The organism is Marivita sp. GX14005 (assembly GCF_023370775.1).
Taxonomy (GTDB): domain Bacteria; phylum Pseudomonadota; class Alphaproteobacteria; order Rhodobacterales; family Rhodobacteraceae; genus Marivita.
In genome coordinates, this window is record NZ_JAMCCQ010000001.1 from 223,257 (window position 1) to 246,122 (window position 22,866).

Consider the following 22,866-nt stretch of genomic DNA (forward strand, 5'->3'; position numbering starts at 1 on the left):
GCGCGTTCAAACGCGCTTTGTGGACGAAGGGCGGTGTGGCACTATCCTCGTGGACGGGAGGGGCTGCGATGCGCTTTGCCTTGGTCATCTGTCTTGCCATCATCACGGCTGCCGCCACGGCGGCCGCGCAGGACACACGCCGCCCGAGCCATTGCCTCGCCGTCGCCCGCACCGCGCCCGAGAACCCGGTCATCCAGCGCGCCGCGTTCACAGAGCCGGTGCCTGATTTCAGCGTCAGGCTCAACTATGTCTCGCATGCGACCTTCCTGCTGCAAACCCCCGGCGGGCTGAACATCGCCACCGATTTCACCGGGTTTCTGGGCAACACCGCTCTCATCCCCGATGTAGTGACGATGAACCACGCGCATGGCACGCATTGGACCGCCAATCCCGATCCGGCGATCCCGCATGTCCTGCCCGGCTGGGGGCCGTTCGGGGAGGGGATCGATCATCATCTCGATCTTGGAGAGGTGCTGATCCGCAACGTGTCCACCGATATCCGGTCGCCCTTTGGCGGAACCGAGGAGAACGGCAATTCGATCTTCATTTTCGAGATCGAAGGGCTCTGCATCGGCCATCTCGGCCATCTGCATCACGAACCCTCCGAAGCGCAATATGCCGCGATCGGGCGTCTGGACGTGGTGATGGTCCCGGTCGATGGCGGCTACACCATGCCGCGCGAAACGGTTGTGCGGATCGTGGACAGGCTGCGATCGAGCGTCGTCATTCCGATGCACTGGTTTTCCGGCGCGGCACTCGACGCCTTCCTGTCCGAGGTCGAAGACAGCTTTCTGATCGACCGCCGCAACGCCTCGCATATCGAGATCTCGTTGCGCGATCTGCCGCCCCGGCCTACGGTCGTGGTTCTGCGCCCCGACTGGTTGCGGGACGCGCCGCAATAGACCCGCCGGAGCCGATCCATGCCACGCCCATCCGCCGATACCGAATTCGTCGACGCGCTTTCCGCCCGTTTCCCCGCCGATATGTTCCGGCCCGCCGAACAACGCTACCTCGAAGAGCCTCGCGGACGCTGGCACGGCGCGGAGGGCTTCGTGGCCCGCCCCCGCAACACGCAGGAGGTTTCCGGCCTCGTGCGCGCCTGCGCGGAACGCGGGATCGGGATCATTCCTTATGGCGGTGGCACGGGCCTTGTCGGCGGCCAGATCGCCCCGAAAGCAGAGGGCGAGAGCCCTCTTATCCTGTCGCTGGAACGCATGACCGCGATACGTGCGATCTATCCACAGGAGAATGTTCTGATTGCCGAAGCCGGTGCCGTGCTTTCCGACGTGCAGGCCGCAGCGGCGGCCGAGGATCGGCTCTTTCCGCTTTCGCTGGCTTCGGAGGGATCGGCGCGGATGGGCGGGCTGCTGGCGACCAATGCAGGAGGTGTGAACGTGCTGCGCTATGGCAATGTACGCGATCTTTGTCTGGGTTTGGAGGCCGTGATGCCGGACGGATCGATCTGGAACGGTCTGCGGCGGCTGCGCAAGGACAATTCCGGCTACGACCTGCGCAACCTTCTGATCGGCGCAGAAGGCACGCTCGGCATCATCACCGCCGCTTCACTCAAGCTCTTTGCCCGCCCCGCTGGGCAAGGCACCGCGATTTTTGTGATCCCGTCCCCCGAAGCGTCGCTCGATCTGCTCTCGCTCGCCAAGTCGCATCTTGCCGAGAGCATCACCGCCTTCGAACTGATCCACCGTACCGGGCTCGATTTTCTGTCCAAGACCGTGCCGGAAATACGCCAGCCCTTCGGCGCAGCCCCCCCCGAATGGATGGTGCTGATCGAGATCGGATTGCCGCGCGGGCTCGATCCGCAGGACGCGCTGGCCGATCTATTCGTTGCGGCCGAAACCGACGGATTGGTCTCCGACGCGTTGATCGCCCAGTCCGAAGCGCAGCGCGCCGATTTCTGGTCCGTGCGCGAACACATCCCCGAAGCGAACCGGCGCATCGGATCGGTGTCGAGCCATGACGTGTCGGTTCCGCTCGGCGCGTTGCCGGCTTTCATCGAACGCGCCGAGGCTGCAATCGGGCAGATCGGCACGTTCCGCATCAACTGTTTCGGGCATGTCGGCGACGGCAACCTGCATTTCAATGTCTTTCCACCCGAGGGCCGCTCGCGCGATGAGTATTTGAAGCAAACCGCACAGATCAAACGCGCCGTGCACGACATCGCGCATAATCTGGGCGGCTCGGTCAGTGCCGAGCATGGCATCGGGCGGCTCAAGAAGGCCGATCTGGCGCGCTATGGCGATCCTGCGAAACTGGCGGCGATGCGGGCGATCAAGGATGCGCTCGATCCCAGGGGCATCATGAACCCCGGTGCAGTGCTACCGTGAGGCGACGCGAAAGACGCAGCCATCCGTGACAAGCTGCGGCGGCGTCAGGCAGAGCCCCTTGGCAAGCTGGAACGCCTGCAGCACCTTGGGCACATAAACGCGCGTTTCGGCATAATCCGGCACGCCGCCGCTGCGCAACACGGCGTTCTCGCCCGCGTTGTATCCGGCCAGCGCAAGGATCACGTCATTGTCGAAGGTCGTCATCAGGAAATCCAGAAAGGCGATCCCGCCCCTGATATTCTGCGCCGGCGACAGGCTGTCCTGCACGCCGAAACGCGCGGCGGTATCCGGCATGAGTTGCATCAACCCCTGCGCCCCTGCGGAGCTTGCCGCGTCGAAGCGCCCGGCGGATTCCACCGCGATCACCGCAAGCGCCAGCGCCGGAGACACACGCGTGCCGGCGCTGTTGAGCAGGATATCCGCCCCGTAGCGCGCGGCGATATCCTGGAGATCCTGCAATCGCGGTGCGGCAACGCCTTCCCCCGCAGGCGGGTTGGAGAGCCGCACCAGCGCCGGTTCGAGCCGCCCCGGCCCTTGCGCGTCGAGCGACGGCGATATTTCCGCCCAGAACCAGCTGAGGATTTCCGATCCACTCGGTCGCGGCTCTGACTGCGGCGTCCGGGGCGTGTCCGGTTCCGGCGCACGGGGCGCGATCTGGACGGTGATCCGCTTCTGCACACCGGGCTTCGGCGGCTTGACCCGTTTGGCGGAAAATTCCGGGAAAGGCGGCGGCTCGGCGAAAGCGTGCGGCGCACAAAGCGCGAGTGCGCAGAGCGTCAAGGCTGGCAATCGTTTCATGTCAGGCTCCTGCTCGATGCCCGTGTTTTGCGCCAGTATCGCACAATCCGTCGCTCTTCGCCATTTCGTTTCCAGCCTTGCGCCAATTGCAATCGCGAAGGCGCCTGGAAATTGCGGGTTCAGAGAAAATTTAACAAATTTCCAAAAATATAATCATTTACTTTCAGTAACCTAACCAAAATTCGTTCGCATTTTCCGCAAGCTGCAAAAACGGACCAATCGCGTCAAACTGCTGCCCCAATCCGGCGACTATAAGTGTTCATCCAAGACGGGATGGAGCGAAAGAGAGAGCGCTCGGAAGCATCCCCAACTTGGCAAACGTGAGCAAACCAGGACTAGGAGATAGACATGATCAAGTTCATCAAAAACTTCCGCAAAGACGAAGACGGCGCCGTAACGGTCGACTGGGTCGTCCTGACCGCAGCCGTTGTTGGTCTGGCCATCGCGGCTTACACAATGATTGCCGACAACACCGGCTCGATTTTGACTGCGACCGGCACCGCAGTAAGTAGTGTTAGCGGCCCCGGAACAACGTCTGCGGACATCTCGAATCTCAATGGTGGCGGCAGCCAACCCTAAACAACGGCAAGTTTATCGAGAAAGATTTAGAAGGCGCAAATTGCGCCTTCGATCACACCCTGACAAGTGGAGTATCGAGTGAGCTTTTTCCTCAAAAACTTCCTAGCTGAAGAACTTGGTGCGGTCACACTCGATTTCCTAGTCCTGACGGCCGCCCTAGTGGGTCTCGCCATCGCGACTTACGATATGGTCGCCAGTGGCTCTGATAGCATTGTGCTTTCAACCGGAAACGCTATTTCAAGTGTCAACGGACCAGTTGCGACCAGCCAAGATATTTCAACTATCCTGCAATAAGGCGCACACTTGACCGGTATAATGGTCGGGTTTCAAGCATCGGAGCAATTTCTGACGCGTCGGACGCCAAAAAACTGGCGCCCGTATTGCGTGCCCACGATAATGCAAACTTTCGCCGTGAACCGAACAAGCCGTAGTCACAATCATCGGCGAAACTGACGTATCAGACCCCGTTTTTGTTGCGACACGCGAGGGTTCTGCACGGAAGAAGGAGGAGGCGCTATGCGCGTTGTTTTTGGACTTGTCTTGGTTGCCGGGTTGGCACTGGCCGGCTTCGCCGTCTACATGGCCCAGAACTATATCGGAGCCTATGAGAACGCCTTGCAGCAGGAACGCAGCAAGGCTGCCGAAGTCGTTCCAATGCAGGAAATCTACGTGACGACCCGTGCAATAGAGTTCGGCGAAGATATCACGTCAGATGACGTTGCGCTGATGCCCTGGCCCCAACAAGCCCTTCCCGAGACGTTTTTCGATGCCGAAAACCCGATCTACGTCGAAGGACAGGCAACACGCGTAGCGCTTCGGCAGATTGAAAAGCATGAAGCCTTGATGAGCGTCAAGGTCAGCGAACCAGGTGGCACCGCCGGCCTGACATCGCAATTGGAGCGGGGGCAGCGTGCCTTCGCAATCAAGGTCGATGTGGCCTCCGGTGTTTCCGGTTTCTTGCGGCCCGGCGACAGGGTTGACGTCTACTGGACAGGCCGGATGAACTTCGCCGACGCGGACACGCCGACAGGCGATGTGACCCGCCTGATCGACACTGGCGTCAAGCTGATCGCGATCGACCAGACGTCACAAACCGAAAGTTCCAGCGCCACCATCGCCCGCACGGTGACGGTCTCTGCCAGCCCGCAGCAGGTTGCGGCCCTGGCGCAGGCACAGTCGACGGGGCGCCTGTCGCTGTCGCTCATGGCACGTGACGACGACACCGTGGCGGATGTGATCGAGGTCGATCAGAGATCGCTCCTCGGCATCGAGGCGCGCGAACGGGTCGAGGCGCCCTCGCGCCCCGAAATCTGCACCATCCGAACACGCAAGGGCGGCGAATTGACGGAAATTCCGATCCCCTGCACGAATTGAGCGATCCGTTCTGAGGCACGGCAGAGGCGCAACGACATGTTGCGCCTTATCCACATGAAGCATCGCAGTGAAATGATTGATTCTTGCAATAAATCGTGTCTTGCCGCAGGTTGACGGGAAAATCGGGCGAAAAGACCCACAATCCGAGGCGTGATCCGAAAGGCAGGTCACATGTTTACGAGCACTACTTTCAAGGCCGCTCTCGTCGGGGCGGCGCTTGCGATTTTTCCGATTGCCGACACGGCCTTCGCCGACACGCTGCGTGTGATCCGGACGAACACGGAATCCACTTTGAACGTCCCGATGAACCGGGCCGTTGTTGTCGAAAGCGAAGTTCCCTTCGCCGAGCTCAGCATCGCCAACCCCGCAATCGCCGACATTTCCTCCCTGTCGGAACGCACGATCTACGTGCTTGGCAAAACACCCGGCACGACGTCGATGACCATTCTCGATGCCAACGGCCAGTTGATCGCGAATGTCGATGTGCGGGTCGCGCCCGATCTGAGCGAGTTCAAGGAACGGCTGCGGCAAATCCTGCCGAACGAAACCATCGAGGTGCGCACTGCGAATGACGGGATCGTCCTGTCCGGCACGGTCTCGAGCATCGTGCGCATGGAACGCGCGCTCGAACTGGCGCAGCGCTACGCGCCGGAGCGTGTGTCGAACCTGATGACGGTCGGCGGCGTGCAGCAGGTCATGCTCAAGGTCCGTTTCGCCGAGATGCAGCGCTCGGTATCCAAAGCGCTGCGCAGCTCTCTCGCCACCGGCGGGTCGGTTCTCGACGGCGATCTGGGCCTGGAGCTCGGCACAGGCAACTCCGCTCCTTTCGCGGCTGTAGACAGCGTGGCCGATAAACTGGCCTCATCCAGTGATAGCCAGGGCGCGATCCTTTTCGGTTTCAATGCCGGCGGGCTCGAAGTCGGCATCCTGCTCGAAGCTCTTGAATCGAAGGGTGTTGTGCGAACGCTGGCTGAGCCGAACCTGACATCCCTGTCGGGCCAGGAAGCCAAGTTCCTTGCTGGCGGCGAATATCCCGTTCCGGTCTCGCAGGAGGACGGCCGGATTTCGGTGCAGTTCAAGCCGTTCGGCGTCGAGCTGAATTTCATCCCTCGCGTTCTGGACAAGGATATCATCAATCTCGAACTCGAAGCAGCTGTTTCCTCCATCGATCCATCAAGCGGCGTCGACACCGGATCGATCCGCATCGATGGTTTCCAGCGCCGCGAGACGAGCACCACGGTCGAGTTGCGCGACGGCGAAAGCTTTGCCATCGCCGGTCTTCTGCAGGACGATTTCCGCGATGTGAACGATCAAATCCCATGGCTGGGCGACATTCCGGTTCTCGGTGCCCTTTTCCGCAGCGCGGAATATCAGCGCGAGCAATCCGAACTGGTGATCATCATCACGCCGCATCTCGTCACTCCGACACGAGGCGAAGCGCTGGCGCTGCCGACAGATCGCGTGCGGCCGCCGAGCGAGAAGGATCTGTTCCTCTTCGGCCGCGTCACCGGAGATGGCACACCGCTTCGCGGGGCGGCCGGAGAGGTTGCCAAGCAGGATTTCAACGGCTCTTATGGTTATGTGATGGATTGAGGCGATGGCAGTAGAAAAGAACTTTCGTATCCCCGTTGCCCTCACCGGCCTTGCCCTGATGGCGGCCTGCGCCGGCAACGATCCCGTCTACAGCGCCTTTCACCGCGAAGCCGGCGCATTGCTCGATACCGGACATTTCGGCAACGCCACCATGAACAACACGCAGGTCATGAGCGGCGAACGGCAATATGTATATGACCTCTCGCAGCGGTTCGCCAGCGAAGTGATGACCACGGTGAATTTCGCTTTCAACAGCGCCGTGCTCGACAACGGAGCGCGCGATACGCTGCGCGAGCAGGCCAATTGGATCAAACAATTCCCCGAGGTGCACTTCCGCGTCTACGGACATACCGATCTGGTGGGCAGCGAAGCCTACAACAAGCGTCTCGGTCTGGCCCGAGCCAACGCGGTGGTGGCGTTCCTCGCGTCGCAAGGCATCAGCACATCGCGGCTCGAAGCGGTTGTTTCCTTTGGCGAAACACAGCCGCTCATCGTGACCCAAGGGCGCGAGCGCCGCAACCGGCGCACGGTGACCGAGGTGTCCGGGTTCGTGGCCTCGCATCCGATGGTGCTCGAGGGCAAATATGCCCAGATCATCTATCGCGAATACATCAACAGCGCGGTTCCGCGCCAAGTGGTGACAGCGGTAGAAGGCGGCTGACGCGCCGACACTCAAGGAACGGCCCGGTGAAGGGCCGTTCCAGCGGCCTGAAATACCGTACAATTTCGGTAATTCGGCCCCAATGTTGCCAAGTTTTCCACCGACCTTCGGACAATAGCAGTCCTCCCGCGCAACTCGGGATTATCGCCAGCGGCGTGCGCAGAATGCCCGCGCCGGGCGATAGGAAGAAAGAGGAAACGAGGCACATGACGACTATCCTACCAGGCACCCCGGACCCGGCACCGCTCGTTGCGTGTACAATCAGCCGGGACGTTCAGGAATTTGACCTTCTGATCGAGGACATGGAAGCGGCGCTTGGCGAAGGCTGGGGCGATCTGGGTTTCGACGAGGCGATGCATTTCTTCTCGCAGGACGATGCGAGTGATCTCGAATTCGTGGCGCTTGCCGTCGATTCCGAGGATGAGGATGATGTCGAGCATCTGTCTGCGATCATCGCAGCGGCCAAGGCGCGCGACATCAAGGTCGTGCTGATCGCACATGACGTCACCCCCTCGGCGCTGCATCATCTGCTGCGACAGGGCGCGAACGAGTTTGTCCCCTACCCCTTGCCCGAGGGCGAGCTTGCCGCCGCGATCGACCGGATGCGCGCGGCTCCTCCCTCCGCTGCGGCTTCGCAGCCGAAGGATGGCGATACGGTCAAACTCTCGCATGACGGCGATGGCGTTATCATCGCCGTTCAGGGCATGGCCGGCGGTTGCGGCGCGACCACTTTCGCCGCGAACCTGGCCTGGGAACTGGCGACGGTTTCCAAAGAGAGTCCGCCCAAGGTTTGCATCATCGATCTCGGCCTGCAATTCGGCGCTGTCACCACTTACCTCGATGCACAGCGGCGGGAATCCGTGTTGGAGCTTTTGACCGACCCCGAAGCCTTGGACGACGAAAGCTTTGCGCAGGCTCTGGTGACCTTCGAGGACCGTTTGCAGATTTTCACCTCCCCGGCCGATCTGCCGCCGCTCGATATCGTCGGGCAATCGGAGGTTCAGCACCTTCTGGACACTGCCGCCCGGCATTTCGATTTCGTGATCGTCGATATGCCCCCGAGTCTCGTGCAATGGTCCGAAACCGTGCTCTACGCCGCGCAGGTCTATTTCGGCGTGATCGAGCTCGACATGCGTTCGGCGCAAAACACCTTCCGGCTGAAGCGGGCGCTGCAATCCGAGGATCTGCCGTTCGAGAAGATCCGTTTCGTCCTCAACCGCGCGCCGCGATTTACCGATCTTCAGGGCAAGAGCCGGCTCAAGCGGATGCAGGAGAGCTTGGATATTTCCGTCGATCTGCAATTGCCCGACGGGGGCAAGCCCGTTGCCGAAGCGGGCGATCATGGTCAGCCGCTGGGTCTTCAATACCCCAAAAACCCGCTGCGCAAGGAAATTGCCAAACTCGCGCAATCGCTCTTCGAGGTCGGCCAGTCCGACGCCGAAGCGGCCTAAGGAGGCGCCCCGATGTTTTCGCGCTACAAGAAACCGAACGGCACCGCCGCCCCCGCCGCAGTCGCTGCGCAACCCGCACCGGCGGCCCGCTCTCCTGCTGCGATGGTCGATGCGACAAGCAAGGTCAAACGCAAGGTCAAGCCGGTCAAACACGCCGAAGCCCAGCCGGCCGATCGCGAGAAGAAGCGCAAGGAGCGGCTTGGTGAGATCAAGCTGGAACTGCATCGCGCGCTGCTCGACAACCTCAACCTCGCGGCACTCGACAAGGCGACCGAGAAGGAACTGAAGGACGAGATCAACGCGATCACCGCCGAAAGCCTGCAAGAGCGCGGCATGGTGCTGAACCGCGAGGAACGCACCGCGCTCAATCAGGAGCTCTACGACGAGGTCAAAGGGCTCGGCCCGCTGGAGACGCTGCTCAAGGACGAAAGCGTCAGCGATATTCTCGTGAACGGGCCGCAGCAGATTTTTGTCGAAAGGTTCGGCAAGCTGGAGTTGAGCGACGTGACGTTCAAGGACGAACGCCACCTCATGCGGATCATCGACAAGATCGTTTCCGCCGTGGGACGTCGGGTCGATGAATCGAACCCCTATGTGGACGCCCGTTTGCAGGATGGATCGCGCTTCAACGCGATGGTGCCGCCCATCGCGGTGGATGGCAGCCTCGTCTCGATCCGTAAATTCAAGACCGACAAGCTCAGCATCGACGATCTGGTCAATTTCGGCGCCTTTACCGAGGAAATGGCCGTCTACCTGCAAGCCGCCGTTGCCACGCGCCTCAACGTGATCGTTTCGGGCGGCACGGGCTCGGGCAAGACGACCACGCTGAACGCGCTTTCCTCCTTCATCGACGACAGCGAACGTATCCTCACGATCGAGGACACGGCGGAACTCCAGCTGCAACAGACCCATGTCGGGCGCATGGAAAGCCGGCCCGCCAACGTGGAGGGCAAGGGCGCGGTGACGCCCCGCGACTGTCTGAAGAACGCGCTGCGGATGCGCCCCGACCGCATCATCGTCGGGGAGACGCGCGGCGAGGAAGTCATCGACATGTTGCAGGCCATGAACACGGGCCATGACGGCTCGATGACGACGATCCACGCCAACTCCGCACGCGACGGCGTGAGCCGCCTGGAAAACATGATCGCGATGGCCGGGATCGAGATGCCGCTCAAGGCGATGCGCTCCCAGATTTCCTCGGCTGTGAACCTCATCGTGCAGGCCAGCCGCCTGCAGGACGGCTCGCGCCGCATGACCTCGATCACCGAGATCACCGGCATGGAAGGCGAAGTCATCTCCATGCAGGAGATCTTCCGCTTCCAGCGCGTCGGCCTGACGCCGGAGAACAAGATCATCGGTCATTTCACCGCCACCGGCGTGCGCTCCAACTTTTCGGAGCGCTTCAAGATGTGGGGCTACGATCTGCCGCCATCGATCTTCGAACCCTTCAACGGGAATTACTGATCATGACCCTGAGCGCAGAACCCATCGTCTATGGCCTGATCTTCGTCGCCGTCCTGGTGCTTGTCGAAGGGGTCTACCTCGTTGCCTTCGGCAAATCCATCAGCCTGAACAAACGGGTCAACCGCCGCCTTGAAATGCTCGACAAGGGCACCAAACGCGAAGAGGTGCTGGCCAAGCTGCGCAAGGAAATGGACCAGCACATGGCCTCGCGCGGCTTCCCGCTCTACTCGATCCTCGCGGACCGGGCGCAGAAAGCCGCCATCGCCTTCACACCCAAACAGATCGTGATGGTCATGGCCGCGGTCAGCGTGCTTGCCTTCGTCGGTCTCACGGTGGGGACCGAGGCGCAATTGCCGGTGCGCATCGTGATGGGGATCGCCATCGGCGTCGGCGGAGTGTTCTTCTGGATCAATTCGAAAGCCAAGAAGCGCCTCGCGCTGATCGAGGAGCAGCTTCCCGATGCCGTTGAATTGATGGTGCGCAGTCTGCGTGTCGGACATCCGTTCTCATCGGCAATTTCCATCGTTTCCAAGGAAATCAAGGATCCTCTGGCGACCGAGTTTGGTGTGATCGCCGATGAATCGAGCTACGGGCGCGACATCGGCGAATCGCTCAAGGCGATGGCCGAACGGCTCGACATGCAGGATCTGCGCTTCCTCGCCGTAGCCGTGACCATCCAGCAGCAATCGGGCGGCAACCTTGCGGAAATCCTCGAAGGTCTGGCCAAGGTGATCCGCGCGCGCTTCCGGCTTTTCCGCCGGGTCAAGGCCATCACCGCGGAGGCGCAATGGTCGGGCAAGTTCCTCTCGGGCTTTCCCGTCGCCGCGCTCATCGTGATCCAGGTCACCGATCCGCATTACTACGACGACGTTCTCGATCACCCCTGGTTCATTCCCGCCTGTTTCCTTGTCGCCGCCTTCCTGATCGCCAACCTGATCGTGATGCGCATGCTCGTGAACATCAAAGTGTGAGGCCCTGACATGCAAGCTTTGAACAACATGATGATCAATATGTTCGGCCCTGCCGGGCCGATGATCGGGATTGCCGGGCTGGGCGTTTTGCTGCTCTTGCTCGCTATTCCGATGTTCTTCGCCTCCAAGCCGAACCCGATGGACCGGCTCGATGCAAATGCCGGGCGGCAGAAGATCGACGCGGAAACCCGTGCGGTGCTGCGCGATAAGCGCAAGAACGAAAAGCTGAACAAATACGCCCATTTCCTGGAGCCGCAGGATGAGAAGGAACTGTCGGAAATCCGCATGAAGCTGCTTCAGGCCGGTTATCGCGGCAAGGATGCGGTGCAGTATTATTACTTCGCGCAATTCGCGCTCGGTATCGGCGGACTGATCCTCGGCGTCGGTTATTTCACGCTGGCAATGGACAGCTCGCAAGCAACGACGACCCAGACACTTCTTTATACGATGGGTCCGGGTGCAGCGGGCTATCTTTTCCCGAAATACTGGATCACCAAACGCGTCCAGACCCGCCAGCAGGAAATCGAGGACGGGTTTCCCGACAGTCTCGACATGATGCTGGTCTGCGTCGAAGCGGGTCAATCGATGGACCAGTCCATCGTTCGGGTCAGCCAGGAACTGCGCGCCTCCTATCCGAGCCTCGCGGACGAATTCGAACTTGTCAGCTACGAGATGAAGGCGGGCAAGGACAAATCGACCGTGCTCGACGATATGGGCGAGCGTTGCGGCGTGCAGGACGTTATGTCCTTCGTCACGGTTCTGAATCAGAGCCAGAGCTTCGGCACGCCGATCTCCGACGCCCTGCGCGTCTATGCATCGGAAATGCGCGACAAGCGCGTCATGCGCGCCGAGGAGAAGGCAAACAAGTTGCCAACCAAAATGACTTTGACCACAATGATGCTGACCGTGCCGCCGCTTCTCATCATCCTGGTGGGGCCCTCCGTGGTCGGCATCCAGCAACTCGGAAACATGGCAGGGATGGCCGGCCCATGATCCCACGCGCGTTATGCGCTCTTGTTTTGGTCTTCGGATTGGCCGCCTGCTCGCCGGGCGGCTTTTCCGCGTCGGACGATCCGGTTTTCGCGCCCCCCGCCGATCCGCGCGGGGCGGCCATCGATCAGTTGACGGTCGGGCATCGCCTGATGAATGCGGGCGAATACGAGCTTGCGCTCAGCGCCTTCCAACTCGCCGCCGCCGAGCAAGGGCTGACGCCAGATGTGGTCTCCGCGCTCGGTTCGGCCAATCTCGGGCTCGGCCGGCTTGGACAGGCCGAAACGCTTCTGCGCCGCGCGATCGCGGCCGATGAGGCCGATCCCGGCGCATGGAACAACCTCGGCGTCGTGTTGATGGAGCGGAACCGGCATGCCGAAGCCGCGCAGGCGTTTCGCCGCGCCTTCGCGCTCGACAATGGCCAAAGTGTTGCAATCCGCGACAATCTTCGCTTGGCACTCGCAAAAATCGAAAATCCGCAGTATGGTCGCGACACAGAAAAAGAATACAAGCTTGTGCGGCGCGGCAGCAGCGACTTCCTGATCCGCCCGGCACAGTAACGAGGCAGAGCAGTAAAAGGACGCGAAAATGCGCCATCCCTTTATCGTGACCCTGTGTGTGACCGGGGCTTTCACCCTTGCCGGATGCGAGCAAGGCATCGATACCGAAACCGTCGATCGGCAGTTTCAGGACGTGAACGCCATCGACGGCACCAATCTCAACGAGGTCATGCTGACGGTGTCCGATCCGAATGAGGCGGTCTCGTATTTCCAGCGCGCGAGCAGCAAGGCACCCGAGCGGATCGATCTCCAGCGCGGCCTCGCATCCTCGCTCATCCGCGCCGGGCGCAGCACCGAAGGCGTTGCTGCGTGGTCGCGTGTCGTCTCGCATGAAGAGGCCACGAGCGACGACCGGGTTGAACTGGCTGATGCGCTCATTCGCAACAACGAATGGAAGCGCGCCGAAACCGTCCTCGACGCCATTCCGCCCACGCATGAAACCTACAAGCGCTACCGGCTCGAAGCGATGATCGCCGATAGCAACAAGGAATGGGACAAGGCCGACAGCTTCTACGAGGTGGCCGTCGGGCTGACGACGAAACCGGCATCGGTGATGAACAACTGGGGCTTCTCCAAACTCACCCGAGGTGATTACAGCGGTGCGGAGCGGCTTTTCGCCCAGGCGATCCAGAATGACGATTCCCTCTTCACCGCCAAGAACAACCTGGTGCTCGCGCGCGGAGCGCAGGGAAATTATGTGCTGCCCGTCATCCCGATGAGCCAGGTCGAACGCGCCGAGTTGCTGCATTCGATGGGGCTTGCGGCGGTCAAGCGCGGCGACGTGGTGACGGGCCAGGGCCTGATGCGCGAGGCGATCGACACCCATCCGCAGCATTTCGAAACCGCCGCGCGCAGTCTCAAGGCGCTTGAATCCAATGTCGTGAACTGAGGCGCGGGATGGATATCTCGGCCTTTGCGGCGCTGCTTTTTCTGCCTTTTGCGCTGCCGATCTGCATCTACGTCGCCTTTTCCGACATGCGGGATATGCGCATCCCCAATCAGATGGTGGTGGCGCTATTCGCCGTCTTCGCCATCGTCGGGCTGATCGCGCTGCCGCTCGATGTGTATGCGTGGCGCTATCTTCATGTGCTGGTGGTCCTGGTGGCCGGTATCGCGCTCAATGCCGGCGGCGCGCTCGGCGCGGGAGACGCGAAGTTCGCCGCCGCCGCCGCTCCGTTCATCCAACTGGCCGATGTGCGCTTTCTGGTCGCGCTCTTCGCCGCGAACATGCTGGCCGCCTTCGTCACCCACCGGATCGGTAAGCATAGCGGCCTGAAGCGCATCGCCCCGCATTGGAAAAGCTGGGACAACCCCAAATTCCCGATGGGTCTTGCGCTTGGCGGCACTCTCGCGCTCTATCTCGCGCTCGGGGTCTGGTTCGGGCGGTAACACTTGTCCAGAACGGTCCCGCCTCGGCCCATCTCTTGCCACAATGATCGGCGAGCCTGACGCGTGAACAGTCAAGCATAAAGACCGGGGCATCCGATGAACATGCAATCCAGCGCCGTCATGGCGCCGCCGCCGCCGAAGCGCATCGAGGACATGCATCTGCAAACGGTGATGATGCGTGACATCATGCTCAAGACGATCTTCCGCAAGAATGTCTCGACGGCGACGGATATCGCGCAAGGCATTCGCCTGCCGGTTCCGATCACGCAGGAACTGATCGACTATACCCGCGGCCAACTATTGCTCGAAGCCACCGGCACCCTGAATGCCAATAACGGTTCCGAAATGGGCTATCAGCTCACCGATGCAGGCAAGGCACGCGCGCTCGATGCGCTGTCGCAATCGGAATATTACGGGCCCATGCCGGTGCCGCTCGCGGTCTATTCGCAGCAGGTGGAGCGCCAATCGATCCGCAACATCCATATCAGCCGCGACCAGCTGACCGGCGCGATGGGCCACCTCATCCTGCCGCCCGATCTTCTGGACAACCTCGGGCCCGCCGTGGGCGCGGGACGCTCGATCCTGATGTATGGCCCGCCGGGGAACGGCAAATCCTCGATCTCCAACGGTATCCGTGACGCCATGGGAGATAAGATCTATGTCCCCCATGCGATCGAATATGCCGGCCAGGTTATCACCGTCTACGATCCGATCGTGCATAGCGCCGCCGAAAGCGCCGCAAGCAATAGCGGCTTGCGGCTTACAAACCGGTTCGACACGCGTTACGTGCTTTGCGACCGCCCAACCGTGATCACGGGGGGCGAGTTGTCACTCGACATGCTCGATCTCGTCTACAACCCGACGGCGCGGACCTATCAGGCGCCGCTGCAGCTTAAATCCACCGGTGGCATCTTCATCGTCGACGACCTTGGCCGGCAGGCCGAACCGCCGCAGAAACTGGTGAACCGCTGGATCGTTCCACTGGAAGAGGCGCGCGATATCCTGTCGCTGCAGTCGGGTGAAAAGTTCCAGGTCCCATTCGATACGCTGGTGATCTTTTCGACGAACTTCCATCCGAACGAGATTTTCGACCAAGCGGCCCTGCGTCGGATCTTCTTCAAGATCAAGATCGACGGCCCGGATCAGCAGAATTTCCTGAAGATCTTCTCGATGGTCGCCAAGAAGAAAAAGATGCAGCTTTGCGAAAAATCGCTGATCCATCTGCTAAAGACGAAATACCCCACGATCGGCAATGTCTACGCCAATTACCAACCGGTCTTCTTGATCGATCAGATGATTGCCGTGTGCGATTTCGAAGGTTGGCCTTACAAGATGACGCCGGAACTGATCGATCGCGCGTGGGGCAACATGTTCGTGAAAGATGAGCATATCGTGAAATGACGCAAGGTAGATTTCAAACCGTCTGTAATTCTTGGATGCGGCAGCGTCCGGACGCGATTTTTCGCACGATTTCCCCTTGACGTCAGCCAACGCCGCCCGTAATCACCACGGCGTTCTGGCGGTGTAGCTCAGTTGGTTAGAGCAGCGGAATCATAATCCGCGTGTCCGGGGTTCAAGTCCCTGCACCGCCACCACATTCTTCGGGTCTCGGCAGGTTCTCAAGTGTTGCTTTTGCATGTGCAAAAGTATCGTCATTCACGATGCTCGACATTCGTTGCGTAAGGAATTGCGATGCCCGATACCTCTATCCTCATCGGCGTCGATGGTGGCGGCACCGGCTGCCGCGTTGCGGTGGGAACGCGCGCCGAAGGCATACGCGCGCAGGCCGAAGGCGGCGCGGCGAATGTGACCACCGATTTCGACCTCGCCATCCGCAACCTGCTCTCCACGATAGATACAGCCTGCCGACGCGCCGGGATCGACGATCTTTCAGCCGGCGTCAGGTTGCATCTCGGACTGGCCGGGGTTTTGTCCGAAAAAGACGCGTCGCGCGTCGCAGCTGCCCTGCCCTTCGCGCAGGTAACCGTCACGGACGATTGCACGACCGCGCTCGCCGGCGCTCTGGGCGGCCGCGACGGCTACCTCGTCTCGGCCGGCACCGGCAGCTTCGTCGCGGCGCGCAAGAACGGCGTCGCCTCTTCGGTCGGTGGATGGGGATTTCAGATCTCGGACCAGGGCTCTGGCGCCTGGTTGGGCCGAAACGCATTGGAAAGCGTTCTTCTTTGCCACGACGGGCTAAAGGAGCACAGCCCCCTGACCCACGCCCTGCTCGAAAGCTTCAGCTGCGATCCGGCACGTCTCGTGCACTTTGCCAAAACGGCCGGAGCCGGCGATTTCGCGGCACTTGCCCCCCAAATCGTCAACGCCGCCAAAGCCGGCGATGCAATTGCCGCACCGCTTATGAAACGCGGCGCCGATTACCTTCAGAATGCCCTCACACGATCGGGGTTCACGTCCGGAAATCGCCTCTGTTTCACCGGGGGCATCGGCCCGCATTACGCAGACCACTTCCCTTCCGAAATGCTCACCAATCGCGTGACCCCGAAAGGCACCCCCCTGGACGGCGCATTCTTCCTGGCCGCTAACTGCTAAGGGTGCGCCGCCATTCCGAATTTCCGGGAAGAACAATCGCAATGGCAGGTGGCGGAGACGAAGGGATTCGAACCCTCGAGACCCTTCCGGGCCTACTCCCTTAGCAGGGGAGCGCCTTCGACCACTCGGCCACGTCTCCGAGGACGCGTATAGCCAAGCGGTTTGGGGGATTACAAGGCGAAACTGGAGGCTTTGGAAAAAAGCTCATCCTCGACCCGTGAAGGCGATGCGATTGCCTCCGGGAACCGCGCCGGGCTCTTTGTTGCGCGTAACGTGGCGCTGCGTGAACTTCTGAGCGGCGTCGCGGGTTATAAAGGAACACTGTTCGGGAGGGGATCGTGAAACCGAAGCGACAAAGCCATTATCGACAGCGCGATCTGGCATATGCCGTTCTGGCGGTTGCGCTTCTGGTGGCCGGCTACGCCGCGTTCCGATTTTTGTTTTACGCCGGAGACGGAGCCGTGTTCGCGCAGGAATCGATCCTCGTGCTGCTTGGCGCGACCGCCACGATCTTCATCACGGCGACCTTGCTCAACCGCCAGACCGAGCTTGAGTTGCGCAAGGAAGGGAGTGTGCTGCTTCTGGAGCAGAAAAACGCGGTCTACATGGCGGCCATCGAAACGGTGGCCGACATCGTCGAATACCGGCGCTATGACGACGAGCTTGTCGATGCGCTTCGGGTGCTCAACCACAAGCTGGCCGTGGTCGGGAGCCGCGACGTGATCGAGGCGTTTCAGTTGGTTCTGAAACGGCTTCTGTCCGGGCTGAGCGAAGGCGAGCTTTCCGAAGCGGCGGCCGAAGAGGTCATGCATGCCATCGCCGAGGTCACCGTCGCGATGCGTATGGATACCCTGTCCGAGATCGGCGAAGATCTCGACGATGCGGTGCGGCAGATCATCCTTTCGAATTCACACGGGATGGAACGGATCGACGATCTCCACTGCCTTGACCCCAAAACGCATTGAACGCGCGGGTCGGCTACGTGTTGAACAGGAAATGCAGCACGTCGCCATCCTTGACGATATAGCCCTTGCCTTCGGCGCGCATCTTGCCTGCGTCTTTCGCCGGAGTCTCGCCGCCTAGGGTGACGTAATCGTCATAGGCGATGGTTTCCGCGCGGATGAAGCCCTTCTCGAAATCGCCATGGATGACGCCGGCCGCTTGCGGGGCGGCCGTGCCTTCGCGGATGGTCCAGGCGCGGGCCTCCTTGGGGCCGACGGTGAAATAAGTCTCAAGATGCAAGAGTTCGTAACCGGCCCGGATCACGCGGTCCAGGCCCGGCTCTTCGAGACCCATTTCGGACAGGAACTCGCGTGCTTCCTCGGCATCGAGCTGGGCGATCTCTTCCTCGATCTGGGCGGATATGACGACATGGGAATTGCCCTGCGCCGCCGCCATCTCGCCCACCGCGTCAGAAAGCGCGTTGCCGTCCGCCGCGTCGGCTTCGGAGACGTTGCAGACGTAGAGCACCGGCTTGGTGGACAGAAGCTGGAGCATGTCCCAGGCACGGCGGTCCTCGGCGTCCACCTCGACGGTGCGAGCGGGTTTGCCTTCTTCCAGCGCGGCCAGCGCCGCTTTCATCAGACGTTCCTGCTGCACGGCTTCCTTGTCGCCGCCGCGCACCTTGCGGGTGATGTTCTGAAGCCGCTTTTCGAGGCTTTCGATATCGGCCAGCATCAGCTCGGTTTCGATGGTTTCGGCATCGGCCACCGGATCGATGCGGCCGTCCACATGCACCACGTCGCTATCCTCGAAACAGCGTAGCACATGAGCGATGGCATCCACCTCGCGGATATTGGCAAGGAACTGGTTGCCGAGGCCTTCGCCCTTCGACGCGCCTTTCACCAGACCGGCGATATCAACGAAAGTGATGCGGGTCGGGATGGTCTGTTTCGATTTGGCGATCTCTGCCAGCCTGTCGAGCCGCGCATCGGGCACGGCCACGTCGCCGACATTCGGCTCGATGGTGCAGAAGGGAAAATTCGCCGCCTGCGCCGCGGCCGTTTTCGTCAGCGCGTTGAAAAGGGTCGATTTGCCCACATTGGGCAGACCCACGATTCCGACCTTGAACCCCATTCCCGTTTCTCCTGCGCTGGCGATGTCGCGCCGCTTCTATGCGGTCGGGCCGGGCGCTGCAAGGCGGCTGAAACCGGGCAGGATGCGGCGCCAGAAACGGTGATTGAGCAGCACCGCCGCCGCCGCCAGCCCGACGACGAGACCGCCCCAGACTCCCGCCCCGCCAAGGCCGAAGGTGAACCCCAACAGATAGGCCGCCGGCAGCCCGAGCACCCAGTAGGACACTGCCGCGATCCACATCGGCACACGGGTATCCTGCACTCCGCGCAGCAGGCCCAGCGCCACGACCTGCGCGCCATCGACCAGCTGGAACACCGCGGCCACCGCCAGAAGGACGATGCCGGTCTCTATAATCGCGGCGCGGGCGGGATCGCCGGGGTCGAGGAAGATCACGATGAGCGGCTCCGGCAGCGCGATGAAGAGAATGATCGTCGCCAATGCCACACCGACCGAAAGCGCGAGCGCCATCGCGCCGCCGCGTGCCATATGCGTCCAGTCCTGCCGGCCGAACGCGTTGCCGGCACGCACCGTTGCGGCGTTCGACAGGCCAAGGTGCAGCATGAACATCACGGAGGCCAGTTGCAGCGCGATGCCATGCGCGGCAAGCGGGATCGTTCCGAGCCAGCCCATCATGATTGCGGAGGCGGCGAACAGCCCGACCTCGGACAGCGTGGTCAGTCCGATGGGCCAGCCAAGCCGGAACACAGTGCCGAACATGTCCCAATCCGATTTCCAGAGCCGCTGGAAAAGCGCGTGTTGCGGCACGAACCCGATGATATAGCCCGCCGTGACGACGGCCGAGAAGACATGCGTGCTGAGCGACGCGATCGCGGCGCCCTTGATGCCAAGCTCGGGAAAGCCGAAATTGCCGAAGATGAGCGCATAATTCGCCGCTGCGTTGAACGGAACGGCGATGGCCGTGACCCAAAACACAACCTGTGTTTTTTCGAGTGCCGCGAGATAGCTCTTGAGCGTCATCGTCACCAGCGCAGGCAGAAGACCGAAGACGAGGAAACGCAGATAAACCTGCGCTTCGGCGGCGATCTGGGGCGCCTGCCCCAGCGCCCGCAGCACCGGATCGGACCACCAAAGCAGCGGAAAGATGGCCGCGCAATAGAGCGCCGACAGCCAGAGCCCCATGCGGGTGGCGCGGCGGACCTGTTGTTCGTCCTCTTCGGCAACGTATTTCGCCACCATCGGCATCACCGCCCAGGCAAATCCCGATCCGGCAAGAAAGACCGTCATGAACAGCGTGCTCGCCAGCGTGACCGTCGCCAGCGCCTCCGCGCCATACCAGCCCACCATGATCGTGTCGGTCAGCCCGATGCCCATCTGCGCCAGATGCCCGCCGACCAGCGGCAGACCGAGCACGAGGATGGCCTTGACATGGGCCGGATATGACATGGCGGGCGGTTGCATCCCGTGCGATTAGCCCCGCGCGGCGCGCCGGGCAAGGGCAAACCCCGCTCAGAGCGCGCGGAGCAAGATCTGGCCGGCCAGCACGGCGATGATCAGCCCCGACACCGTCTCGATCAGGCCCATCGCGCGCAGCGTCTGCGGCCCGGAGGCAAGCCGCGACAGCGCGCCTTCGCGCAGCGTGGCAGCGGCGATGGCCGCGATAAGCGTCACGCTGGCAGTGCCGAGCCCCATCGCCAGCGTGCCAAGAATGCCGGCAAGCTCAATCTGCATCCGCACCGCCAGGATGAGCAGGAACAGCGCGCCGGTGCAGGGCCGGATCGCGATGGCGCCGATCAGCAACGCCGCGTCGCGAAAGGAGCGCACCTGTTCGGCGTCTTCCGGCGTCGGCCCATGGGCATGGCCGCAACTGGCGCAGGTGTCCGCCAGAGCGTGGCTCGCGCGCGTGCGCCAAAGCCGCCCCGCGCCGCGTAGTGCCAGCCAAATGCCGATGGCCCCGATGGCGGCGTAGCTGAGCGGGGCGAACCAGTCCTCGGTCGCGCCGACCATGGCCTCGCGCCCCAGGCCGAAGAGCCAGATCCCGCCATAGACGAGCAGGATCGCTGTGACCGATTGCGCGAGGCTGGAGAGCACCGCGAGCGCCGATAGCCTCGCCAGGGGGGCGCGGCGCGCCAGGCCGTAGCCGCCGATCAGAATCTTGCCATGCCCCGGCCCCACGGCGTGAAAGAAGCCATAGCCGAAACACACCGCCATCAACGCCAGCAGCGCGCCCGGCTCGTTTGCCCGAAGCGCGCGCAAGCCGCGCGCCATGCCGCTCTGCGCCGCGCGCTGACCTTCCGCAGCCCAGCCTTCGAGCATCGCCGCGCCGCCGAAGCCCCAGAGCCAGACGGCCAGTGCCAGCACGAGCACCGCGATCAGTTGGAGCGCGCGGAGCATGTCACGGAGATCCGGTCGGCGAAATGGATGCCGACCTCCATTTCGTCGAAGATATCGTCCATCGAGCGGCCAAGCTCCTTTTCCACCTCGGCCTCGGCAGCGGCGCGATCCGCTTCTGTCACCTGCGCCGCGCAATCGGGCGCGGTGAAGCTGATGCCCTGACTGACGGTATAGGCGACGTAATAGGTCGGATCGTATTGCAGGATCTCCAGCCCCTCTGCCGGCACCGCCGGAATCTCGCGGTATTGCACCGACACGATCCGGCCATCCTCGATCGCCACACCGATCGGCTCGGGGCGCGGCATCTCGATCTTGTCACCGTGCGAAAAAATGTAGAGATCGCCCTCGAAGCCGTCGGGCCATTCGACCAGATCGAACCCGTGCAGCGATTGCAGTTCGGCCTCGGTCAGCACGCCATCGCCATCGGGATCAAGCCCCATATCTTCCAGGATCAGCAGGCTGAAGAAATCGTCATAGGCCCAGGTCATCGTAACGCCGGTGATCCGCGCGTTCTCGTCGATCTCGAACCGCAGGGCGGTATCGACGAAGACATGCGGATGCGCGAGCGCGGGCGGCGCCAGCATCCCCAGGGCGGCGATGGAGAGAAGCCGTTTCATGCCGCTTGGGTAAGCCGCGCCGGCGCGCAAGGCAATATCGCGCCAATGCGCCGGCGGATCGCCGCGCTTCAGGCGCGGGCCTTGCGGGTCTCGGGATGCAGCGCGGTGCCGAGGATATGATCGGAGCGATGGATCACGTGCCCCGCGCCGCCCACGATCAGCGGATCGGGCGCCTTGACCACCTTGGGATCCTTGCCCGGATAGTCGAGCGAGGTCAGAAAATGCCGCATGCAGTTGAGCCGCGCGCGCTTCTTGTCGTCTGATTTCACGATGGTCCAGGGCGCGTCGGCGGTGTCGGTATAGAAGAACATCGCTTCCTTGGCCTCGGTATATTCGTCCCATTTGCCGAGGCTCGCCTTGTCGATCGGCGACAGCTTCCATTGCTTGAGCGGATCGGTCTCGCGGCTGGCGAAGCGGCGTTTCTGCTCCTCCTGCGTGACCGAGAACCAATATTTGTAAAGCCGGATGCCCGAGCGCGTCAGCATCCGTTCGAGCTCGGGCGTCTGGCGCATGAATTCGAGATACTCATTCGGCTCGCAGAACCCCATCACCCGCTCGACTCCGGCGCGGTTATACCACGAGCGGTCATAGAACACGATTTCCCCGGCGGTCGGCAGATGCGCGATATAGCGCTGGTAATACCATTGCCCGCGCTCCTCCTCCGTCGGCTTGTTGAGCGCGACCACGCGCGCGCTGCGCGGGTTGAGATGTTCGGTGAAACGCTTGATCGTGCCACCCTTGCCGGCGGCGTCGCGACCCTCGAACAGCATGACGAACTTCTCGCCGGTCTCCTGTGCCCAATGCTGCACCTTGAGCAATTCGGCCTGCAACGCCGCCTTCTGCGCCTCGTAGCTCTTGCGCGACATGCGCGTGCTGTAGGGGTAATCCCCGCTCTCGAAGGCGCGCCGGATCGAAGCCGGAGCGTTCGGATCGGCCGGATCGTCATGAACGGGGGCTAGAACGGCGGGCGATTGCGTCATGTGGAGGCTCCATCGGTTGTGATGCCTCAAGCCTACTGCAAGCGCGCAAAGATGTCCTTGAGGCACGTCAATACGCGCTTGCCCATTGATTTTCCGCGCGGCTTCCGGCAGTCGAA

The 22,866-nt window shown here is 61.9% G+C and carries 23 protein-coding genes and 2 tRNA genes; 18 read left to right on the forward strand and 7 right to left on the reverse strand.

The genetic code is table 11. The annotated features are described in order from the left end of the window. The first annotated feature begins 68 nt into the window (after positions 1–68). Both M3465_RS01175 and M3465_RS01180 read left to right on the forward strand, forming a co-directional pair. Entirely contained in the window at positions 69–902 is an 834-nt protein-coding gene (locus M3465_RS01175; RefSeq protein ID WP_249499870.1) for an MBL fold metallo-hydrolase, read from the forward strand. Positions 903–920: 18 nt separating this feature from the next. After that, positions 921–2,342 carry an FAD-binding oxidoreductase gene (locus tag M3465_RS01180; protein WP_249499871.1) on the forward strand — a complete coding sequence of 474 codons (1,422 nt, stop codon included), beginning with the start codon at positions 921–923 and terminating at the stop codon, positions 2,340–2,342. Here the strand turns inward: M3465_RS01180 and M3465_RS01185 are convergent. Next, entirely contained in the window at positions 2,334–3,140 is an 807-nt protein-coding gene (locus M3465_RS01185) for a lytic transglycosylase domain-containing protein (protein ID WP_249499872.1), read from the reverse strand. The two genes, M3465_RS01180 and M3465_RS01185, sit on opposite strands and share 9 nt — an antisense overlap. Before the next feature lie 348 nt (positions 3,141–3,488). Here M3465_RS01185 and M3465_RS01190 point away from each other — a divergent pair, with 348 nt between their 5' ends. From M3465_RS01190 to M3465_RS01260, 15 genes are all read left to right on the forward strand, one after another. Beyond that, positions 3,489–3,719: a Flp family type IVb pilin gene (locus M3465_RS01190; protein WP_249499873.1), complete on the forward strand. Its 231-nt coding sequence runs from the start codon at positions 3,489–3,491 to the stop codon at positions 3,717–3,719. Between the two features lie 78 nt (positions 3,720–3,797). Beyond that, positions 3,798–4,013, forward strand: a complete 216-nt coding sequence (locus tag M3465_RS01195; RefSeq protein ID WP_249499874.1) for a hypothetical protein — start codon at positions 3,798–3,800, stop codon at positions 4,011–4,013. Between the two features lie 222 nt (positions 4,014–4,235). Further along, on the forward strand, positions 4,236–5,093 hold the full coding sequence (gene cpaB / locus M3465_RS01200; protein ID WP_249499875.1) for a Flp pilus assembly protein CpaB: 858 nt from the start codon (positions 4,236–4,238) through the stop codon (positions 5,091–5,093). Between the two features lie 171 nt (positions 5,094–5,264). After that, positions 5,265–6,686, forward strand: coding sequence for a type II and III secretion system protein family protein (locus tag M3465_RS01205; RefSeq protein WP_249499876.1), 1,422 nt, complete (start codon positions 5,265–5,267; stop codon positions 6,684–6,686). A 4-nt stretch (positions 6,687–6,690) separates the two neighbouring features. Then, on the forward strand, positions 6,691–7,347 hold the full coding sequence (locus M3465_RS01210) for an OmpA family protein (RefSeq protein WP_249499877.1): 657 nt from the start codon (positions 6,691–6,693) through the stop codon (positions 7,345–7,347). A 206-nt stretch (positions 7,348–7,553) separates the two neighbouring features. Next, complete coding sequence (locus M3465_RS01215) at positions 7,554–8,798, forward strand: CpaE/TadZ family protein (RefSeq protein WP_249499878.1); 1,245 nt, start codon at positions 7,554–7,556, stop codon at positions 8,796–8,798. Between the two features lie 12 nt (positions 8,799–8,810). Continuing rightward, a complete protein-coding gene (locus tag M3465_RS01220) occupies positions 8,811–10,262 on the forward strand; it encodes a TadA family conjugal transfer-associated ATPase (RefSeq protein ID WP_249499879.1) in 1,452 nt (483 codons plus the stop codon). Positions 10,263–10,264: 2 nt separating this feature from the next. Further along, the gene (locus M3465_RS01225; protein ID WP_249499880.1) at positions 10,265–11,233 is read left to right on the forward strand and encodes a type II secretion system F family protein; all 969 of its coding nucleotides are present in this window, start codon (positions 10,265–10,267) and stop codon (positions 11,231–11,233) included. A 9-nt stretch (positions 11,234–11,242) separates the two neighbouring features. Beyond that, positions 11,243–12,226, forward strand: a complete 984-nt coding sequence (locus tag M3465_RS01230; protein ID WP_249499881.1) for a type II secretion system F family protein — start codon at positions 11,243–11,245, stop codon at positions 12,224–12,226. Continuing rightward, positions 12,223–12,783 (forward strand): tetratricopeptide repeat protein, encoded by a 561-nt coding sequence (locus M3465_RS01235; protein WP_249499882.1) that lies wholly within the window; start codon positions 12,223–12,225, stop codon positions 12,781–12,783. Before M3465_RS01230 ends, M3465_RS01235 begins: the two co-directional genes overlap by 4 nt. A gap of 28 nt (positions 12,784–12,811) precedes the next feature. Next, complete coding sequence (locus M3465_RS01240; protein WP_249499883.1) at positions 12,812–13,672, forward strand: tetratricopeptide repeat protein; 861 nt, start codon at positions 12,812–12,814, stop codon at positions 13,670–13,672. 8 nt (positions 13,673–13,680) lie between these two features. Further along, positions 13,681–14,172, forward strand: a complete 492-nt coding sequence (locus M3465_RS01245) for a prepilin peptidase (RefSeq protein ID WP_249499884.1) — start codon at positions 13,681–13,683, stop codon at positions 14,170–14,172. A gap of 96 nt (positions 14,173–14,268) precedes the next feature. Continuing rightward, positions 14,269–15,573: a DUF8689 domain-containing protein gene (locus tag M3465_RS01250; RefSeq protein ID WP_249499885.1), complete on the forward strand. Its 1,305-nt coding sequence runs from the start codon at positions 14,269–14,271 to the stop codon at positions 15,571–15,573. Between the two features lie 117 nt (positions 15,574–15,690). Continuing rightward, positions 15,691–15,767: transfer RNA gene (locus M3465_RS01255), tRNA-Met, on the forward strand. A 97-nt stretch (positions 15,768–15,864) separates the two neighbouring features. After that, positions 15,865–16,725, forward strand: coding sequence for a glucosamine kinase nucleotide-binding domain-containing protein (locus M3465_RS01260; protein ID WP_249499886.1), 861 nt, complete (start codon positions 15,865–15,867; stop codon positions 16,723–16,725). A gap of 49 nt (positions 16,726–16,774) precedes the next feature. Here the strand turns inward: M3465_RS01260 and M3465_RS01265 are convergent. Then, positions 16,775–16,864, reverse strand: a tRNA-Ser gene (locus tag M3465_RS01265). 199 nt (positions 16,865–17,063) lie between these two features. Here M3465_RS01265 and M3465_RS01270 point away from each other — a divergent pair. Continuing rightward, on the forward strand, positions 17,064–17,690 hold the full coding sequence (locus tag M3465_RS01270) for a hypothetical protein (RefSeq protein ID WP_249499887.1): 627 nt from the start codon (positions 17,064–17,066) through the stop codon (positions 17,688–17,690). Positions 17,691–17,703: 13 nt separating this feature from the next. Here the strand turns inward: M3465_RS01270 and ychF are convergent, their stop codons facing one another. The 5 genes from ychF to ppk2 form a co-directional block, all read right to left on the reverse strand. After that, positions 17,704–18,801, reverse strand: coding sequence for a redox-regulated ATPase YchF (gene ychF, locus M3465_RS01275; RefSeq protein ID WP_249499888.1), 1,098 nt, complete (start codon positions 18,799–18,801; stop codon positions 17,704–17,706). Positions 18,802–18,837: 36 nt separating this feature from the next. Beyond that, a complete protein-coding gene (locus M3465_RS01280; protein WP_349305015.1) occupies positions 18,838–20,205 on the reverse strand; it encodes an MATE family efflux transporter in 1,368 nt (455 codons plus the stop codon). Between the two features lie 63 nt (positions 20,206–20,268). Next, on the reverse strand, positions 20,269–21,153 hold the full coding sequence (locus tag M3465_RS01285) for a nickel/cobalt transporter (protein WP_249499890.1): 885 nt from the start codon (positions 21,151–21,153) through the stop codon (positions 20,269–20,271). Next, positions 21,132–21,770: a DUF1007 family protein gene (locus M3465_RS01290; RefSeq protein WP_249499891.1), complete on the reverse strand. Its 639-nt coding sequence runs from the start codon at positions 21,768–21,770 to the stop codon at positions 21,132–21,134. Before M3465_RS01290 ends, M3465_RS01285 begins: the two co-directional genes overlap by 22 nt. Positions 21,771–21,838: 68 nt before the next feature. Next, on the reverse strand, positions 21,839–22,750 hold the full coding sequence (gene ppk2, locus M3465_RS01295) for a polyphosphate kinase 2 (protein ID WP_249499892.1): 912 nt from the start codon (positions 22,748–22,750) through the stop codon (positions 21,839–21,841). Positions 22,751–22,866: the final 116 nt, after the last annotated feature.

Coding starts and splice junctions, on each gene's coding strand:
- M3465_RS01220 (WP_249499879.1), top strand. CDS start 8,811: ATGTTTTCGCGCTACAAGAAACCGAACGGCACCGCCGCCCCCGCCGCA.
- ychF (WP_249499888.1), bottom strand. CDS start 18,801: ATGGGGTTCAAGGTCGGAATCGTGGGTCTGCCCAATGTGGGCAAATCG.
- M3465_RS01280 (WP_349305015.1), bottom strand. CDS start 20,205: ATGTCATATCCGGCCCATGTCAAGGCCATCCTCGTGCTCGGTCTGCCG.
- M3465_RS01225 (WP_249499880.1), top strand. CDS start 10,265: ATGACCCTGAGCGCAGAACCCATCGTCTATGGCCTGATCTTCGTCGCC.
- M3465_RS01290 (WP_249499891.1), bottom strand. CDS start 21,770: ATGAAACGGCTTCTCTCCATCGCCGCCCTGGGGATGCTGGCGCCGCCC.
- ppk2 (WP_249499892.1), bottom strand. CDS start 22,750: ATGACGCAATCGCCCGCCGTTCTAGCCCCCGTTCATGACGATCCGGCC.
- M3465_RS01205 (WP_249499876.1), top strand. CDS start 5,265: ATGTTTACGAGCACTACTTTCAAGGCCGCTCTCGTCGGGGCGGCGCTT.
- M3465_RS01180 (WP_249499871.1), top strand. CDS start 921: ATGCCACGCCCATCCGCCGATACCGAATTCGTCGACGCGCTTTCCGCC.
- M3465_RS01230 (WP_249499881.1), top strand. CDS start 11,243: ATGCAAGCTTTGAACAACATGATGATCAATATGTTCGGCCCTGCCGGG.
- M3465_RS01175 (WP_249499870.1), top strand. CDS start 69: ATGCGCTTTGCCTTGGTCATCTGTCTTGCCATCATCACGGCTGCCGCC.
- cpaB (WP_249499875.1), top strand. CDS start 4,236: ATGCGCGTTGTTTTTGGACTTGTCTTGGTTGCCGGGTTGGCACTGGCC.
- M3465_RS01235 (WP_249499882.1), top strand. CDS start 12,223: ATGATCCCACGCGCGTTATGCGCTCTTGTTTTGGTCTTCGGATTGGCC.
- M3465_RS01245 (WP_249499884.1), top strand. CDS start 13,681: ATGGATATCTCGGCCTTTGCGGCGCTGCTTTTTCTGCCTTTTGCGCTG.
- M3465_RS01285 (WP_249499890.1), bottom strand. CDS start 21,153: ATGCTCCGCGCGCTCCAACTGATCGCGGTGCTCGTGCTGGCACTGGCC.
- M3465_RS01260 (WP_249499886.1), top strand. CDS start 15,865: ATGCCCGATACCTCTATCCTCATCGGCGTCGATGGTGGCGGCACCGGC.
- M3465_RS01210 (WP_249499877.1), top strand. CDS start 6,691: ATGGCAGTAGAAAAGAACTTTCGTATCCCCGTTGCCCTCACCGGCCTT.
- M3465_RS01240 (WP_249499883.1), top strand. CDS start 12,812: ATGCGCCATCCCTTTATCGTGACCCTGTGTGTGACCGGGGCTTTCACC.
- M3465_RS01215 (WP_249499878.1), top strand. CDS start 7,554: ATGACGACTATCCTACCAGGCACCCCGGACCCGGCACCGCTCGTTGCG.
- M3465_RS01190 (WP_249499873.1), top strand. CDS start 3,489: ATGATCAAGTTCATCAAAAACTTCCGCAAAGACGAAGACGGCGCCGTA.
- M3465_RS01185 (WP_249499872.1), bottom strand. CDS start 3,140: ATGAAACGATTGCCAGCCTTGACGCTCTGCGCACTCGCGCTTTGTGCG.
- M3465_RS01250 (WP_249499885.1), top strand. CDS start 14,269: ATGAACATGCAATCCAGCGCCGTCATGGCGCCGCCGCCGCCGAAGCGC.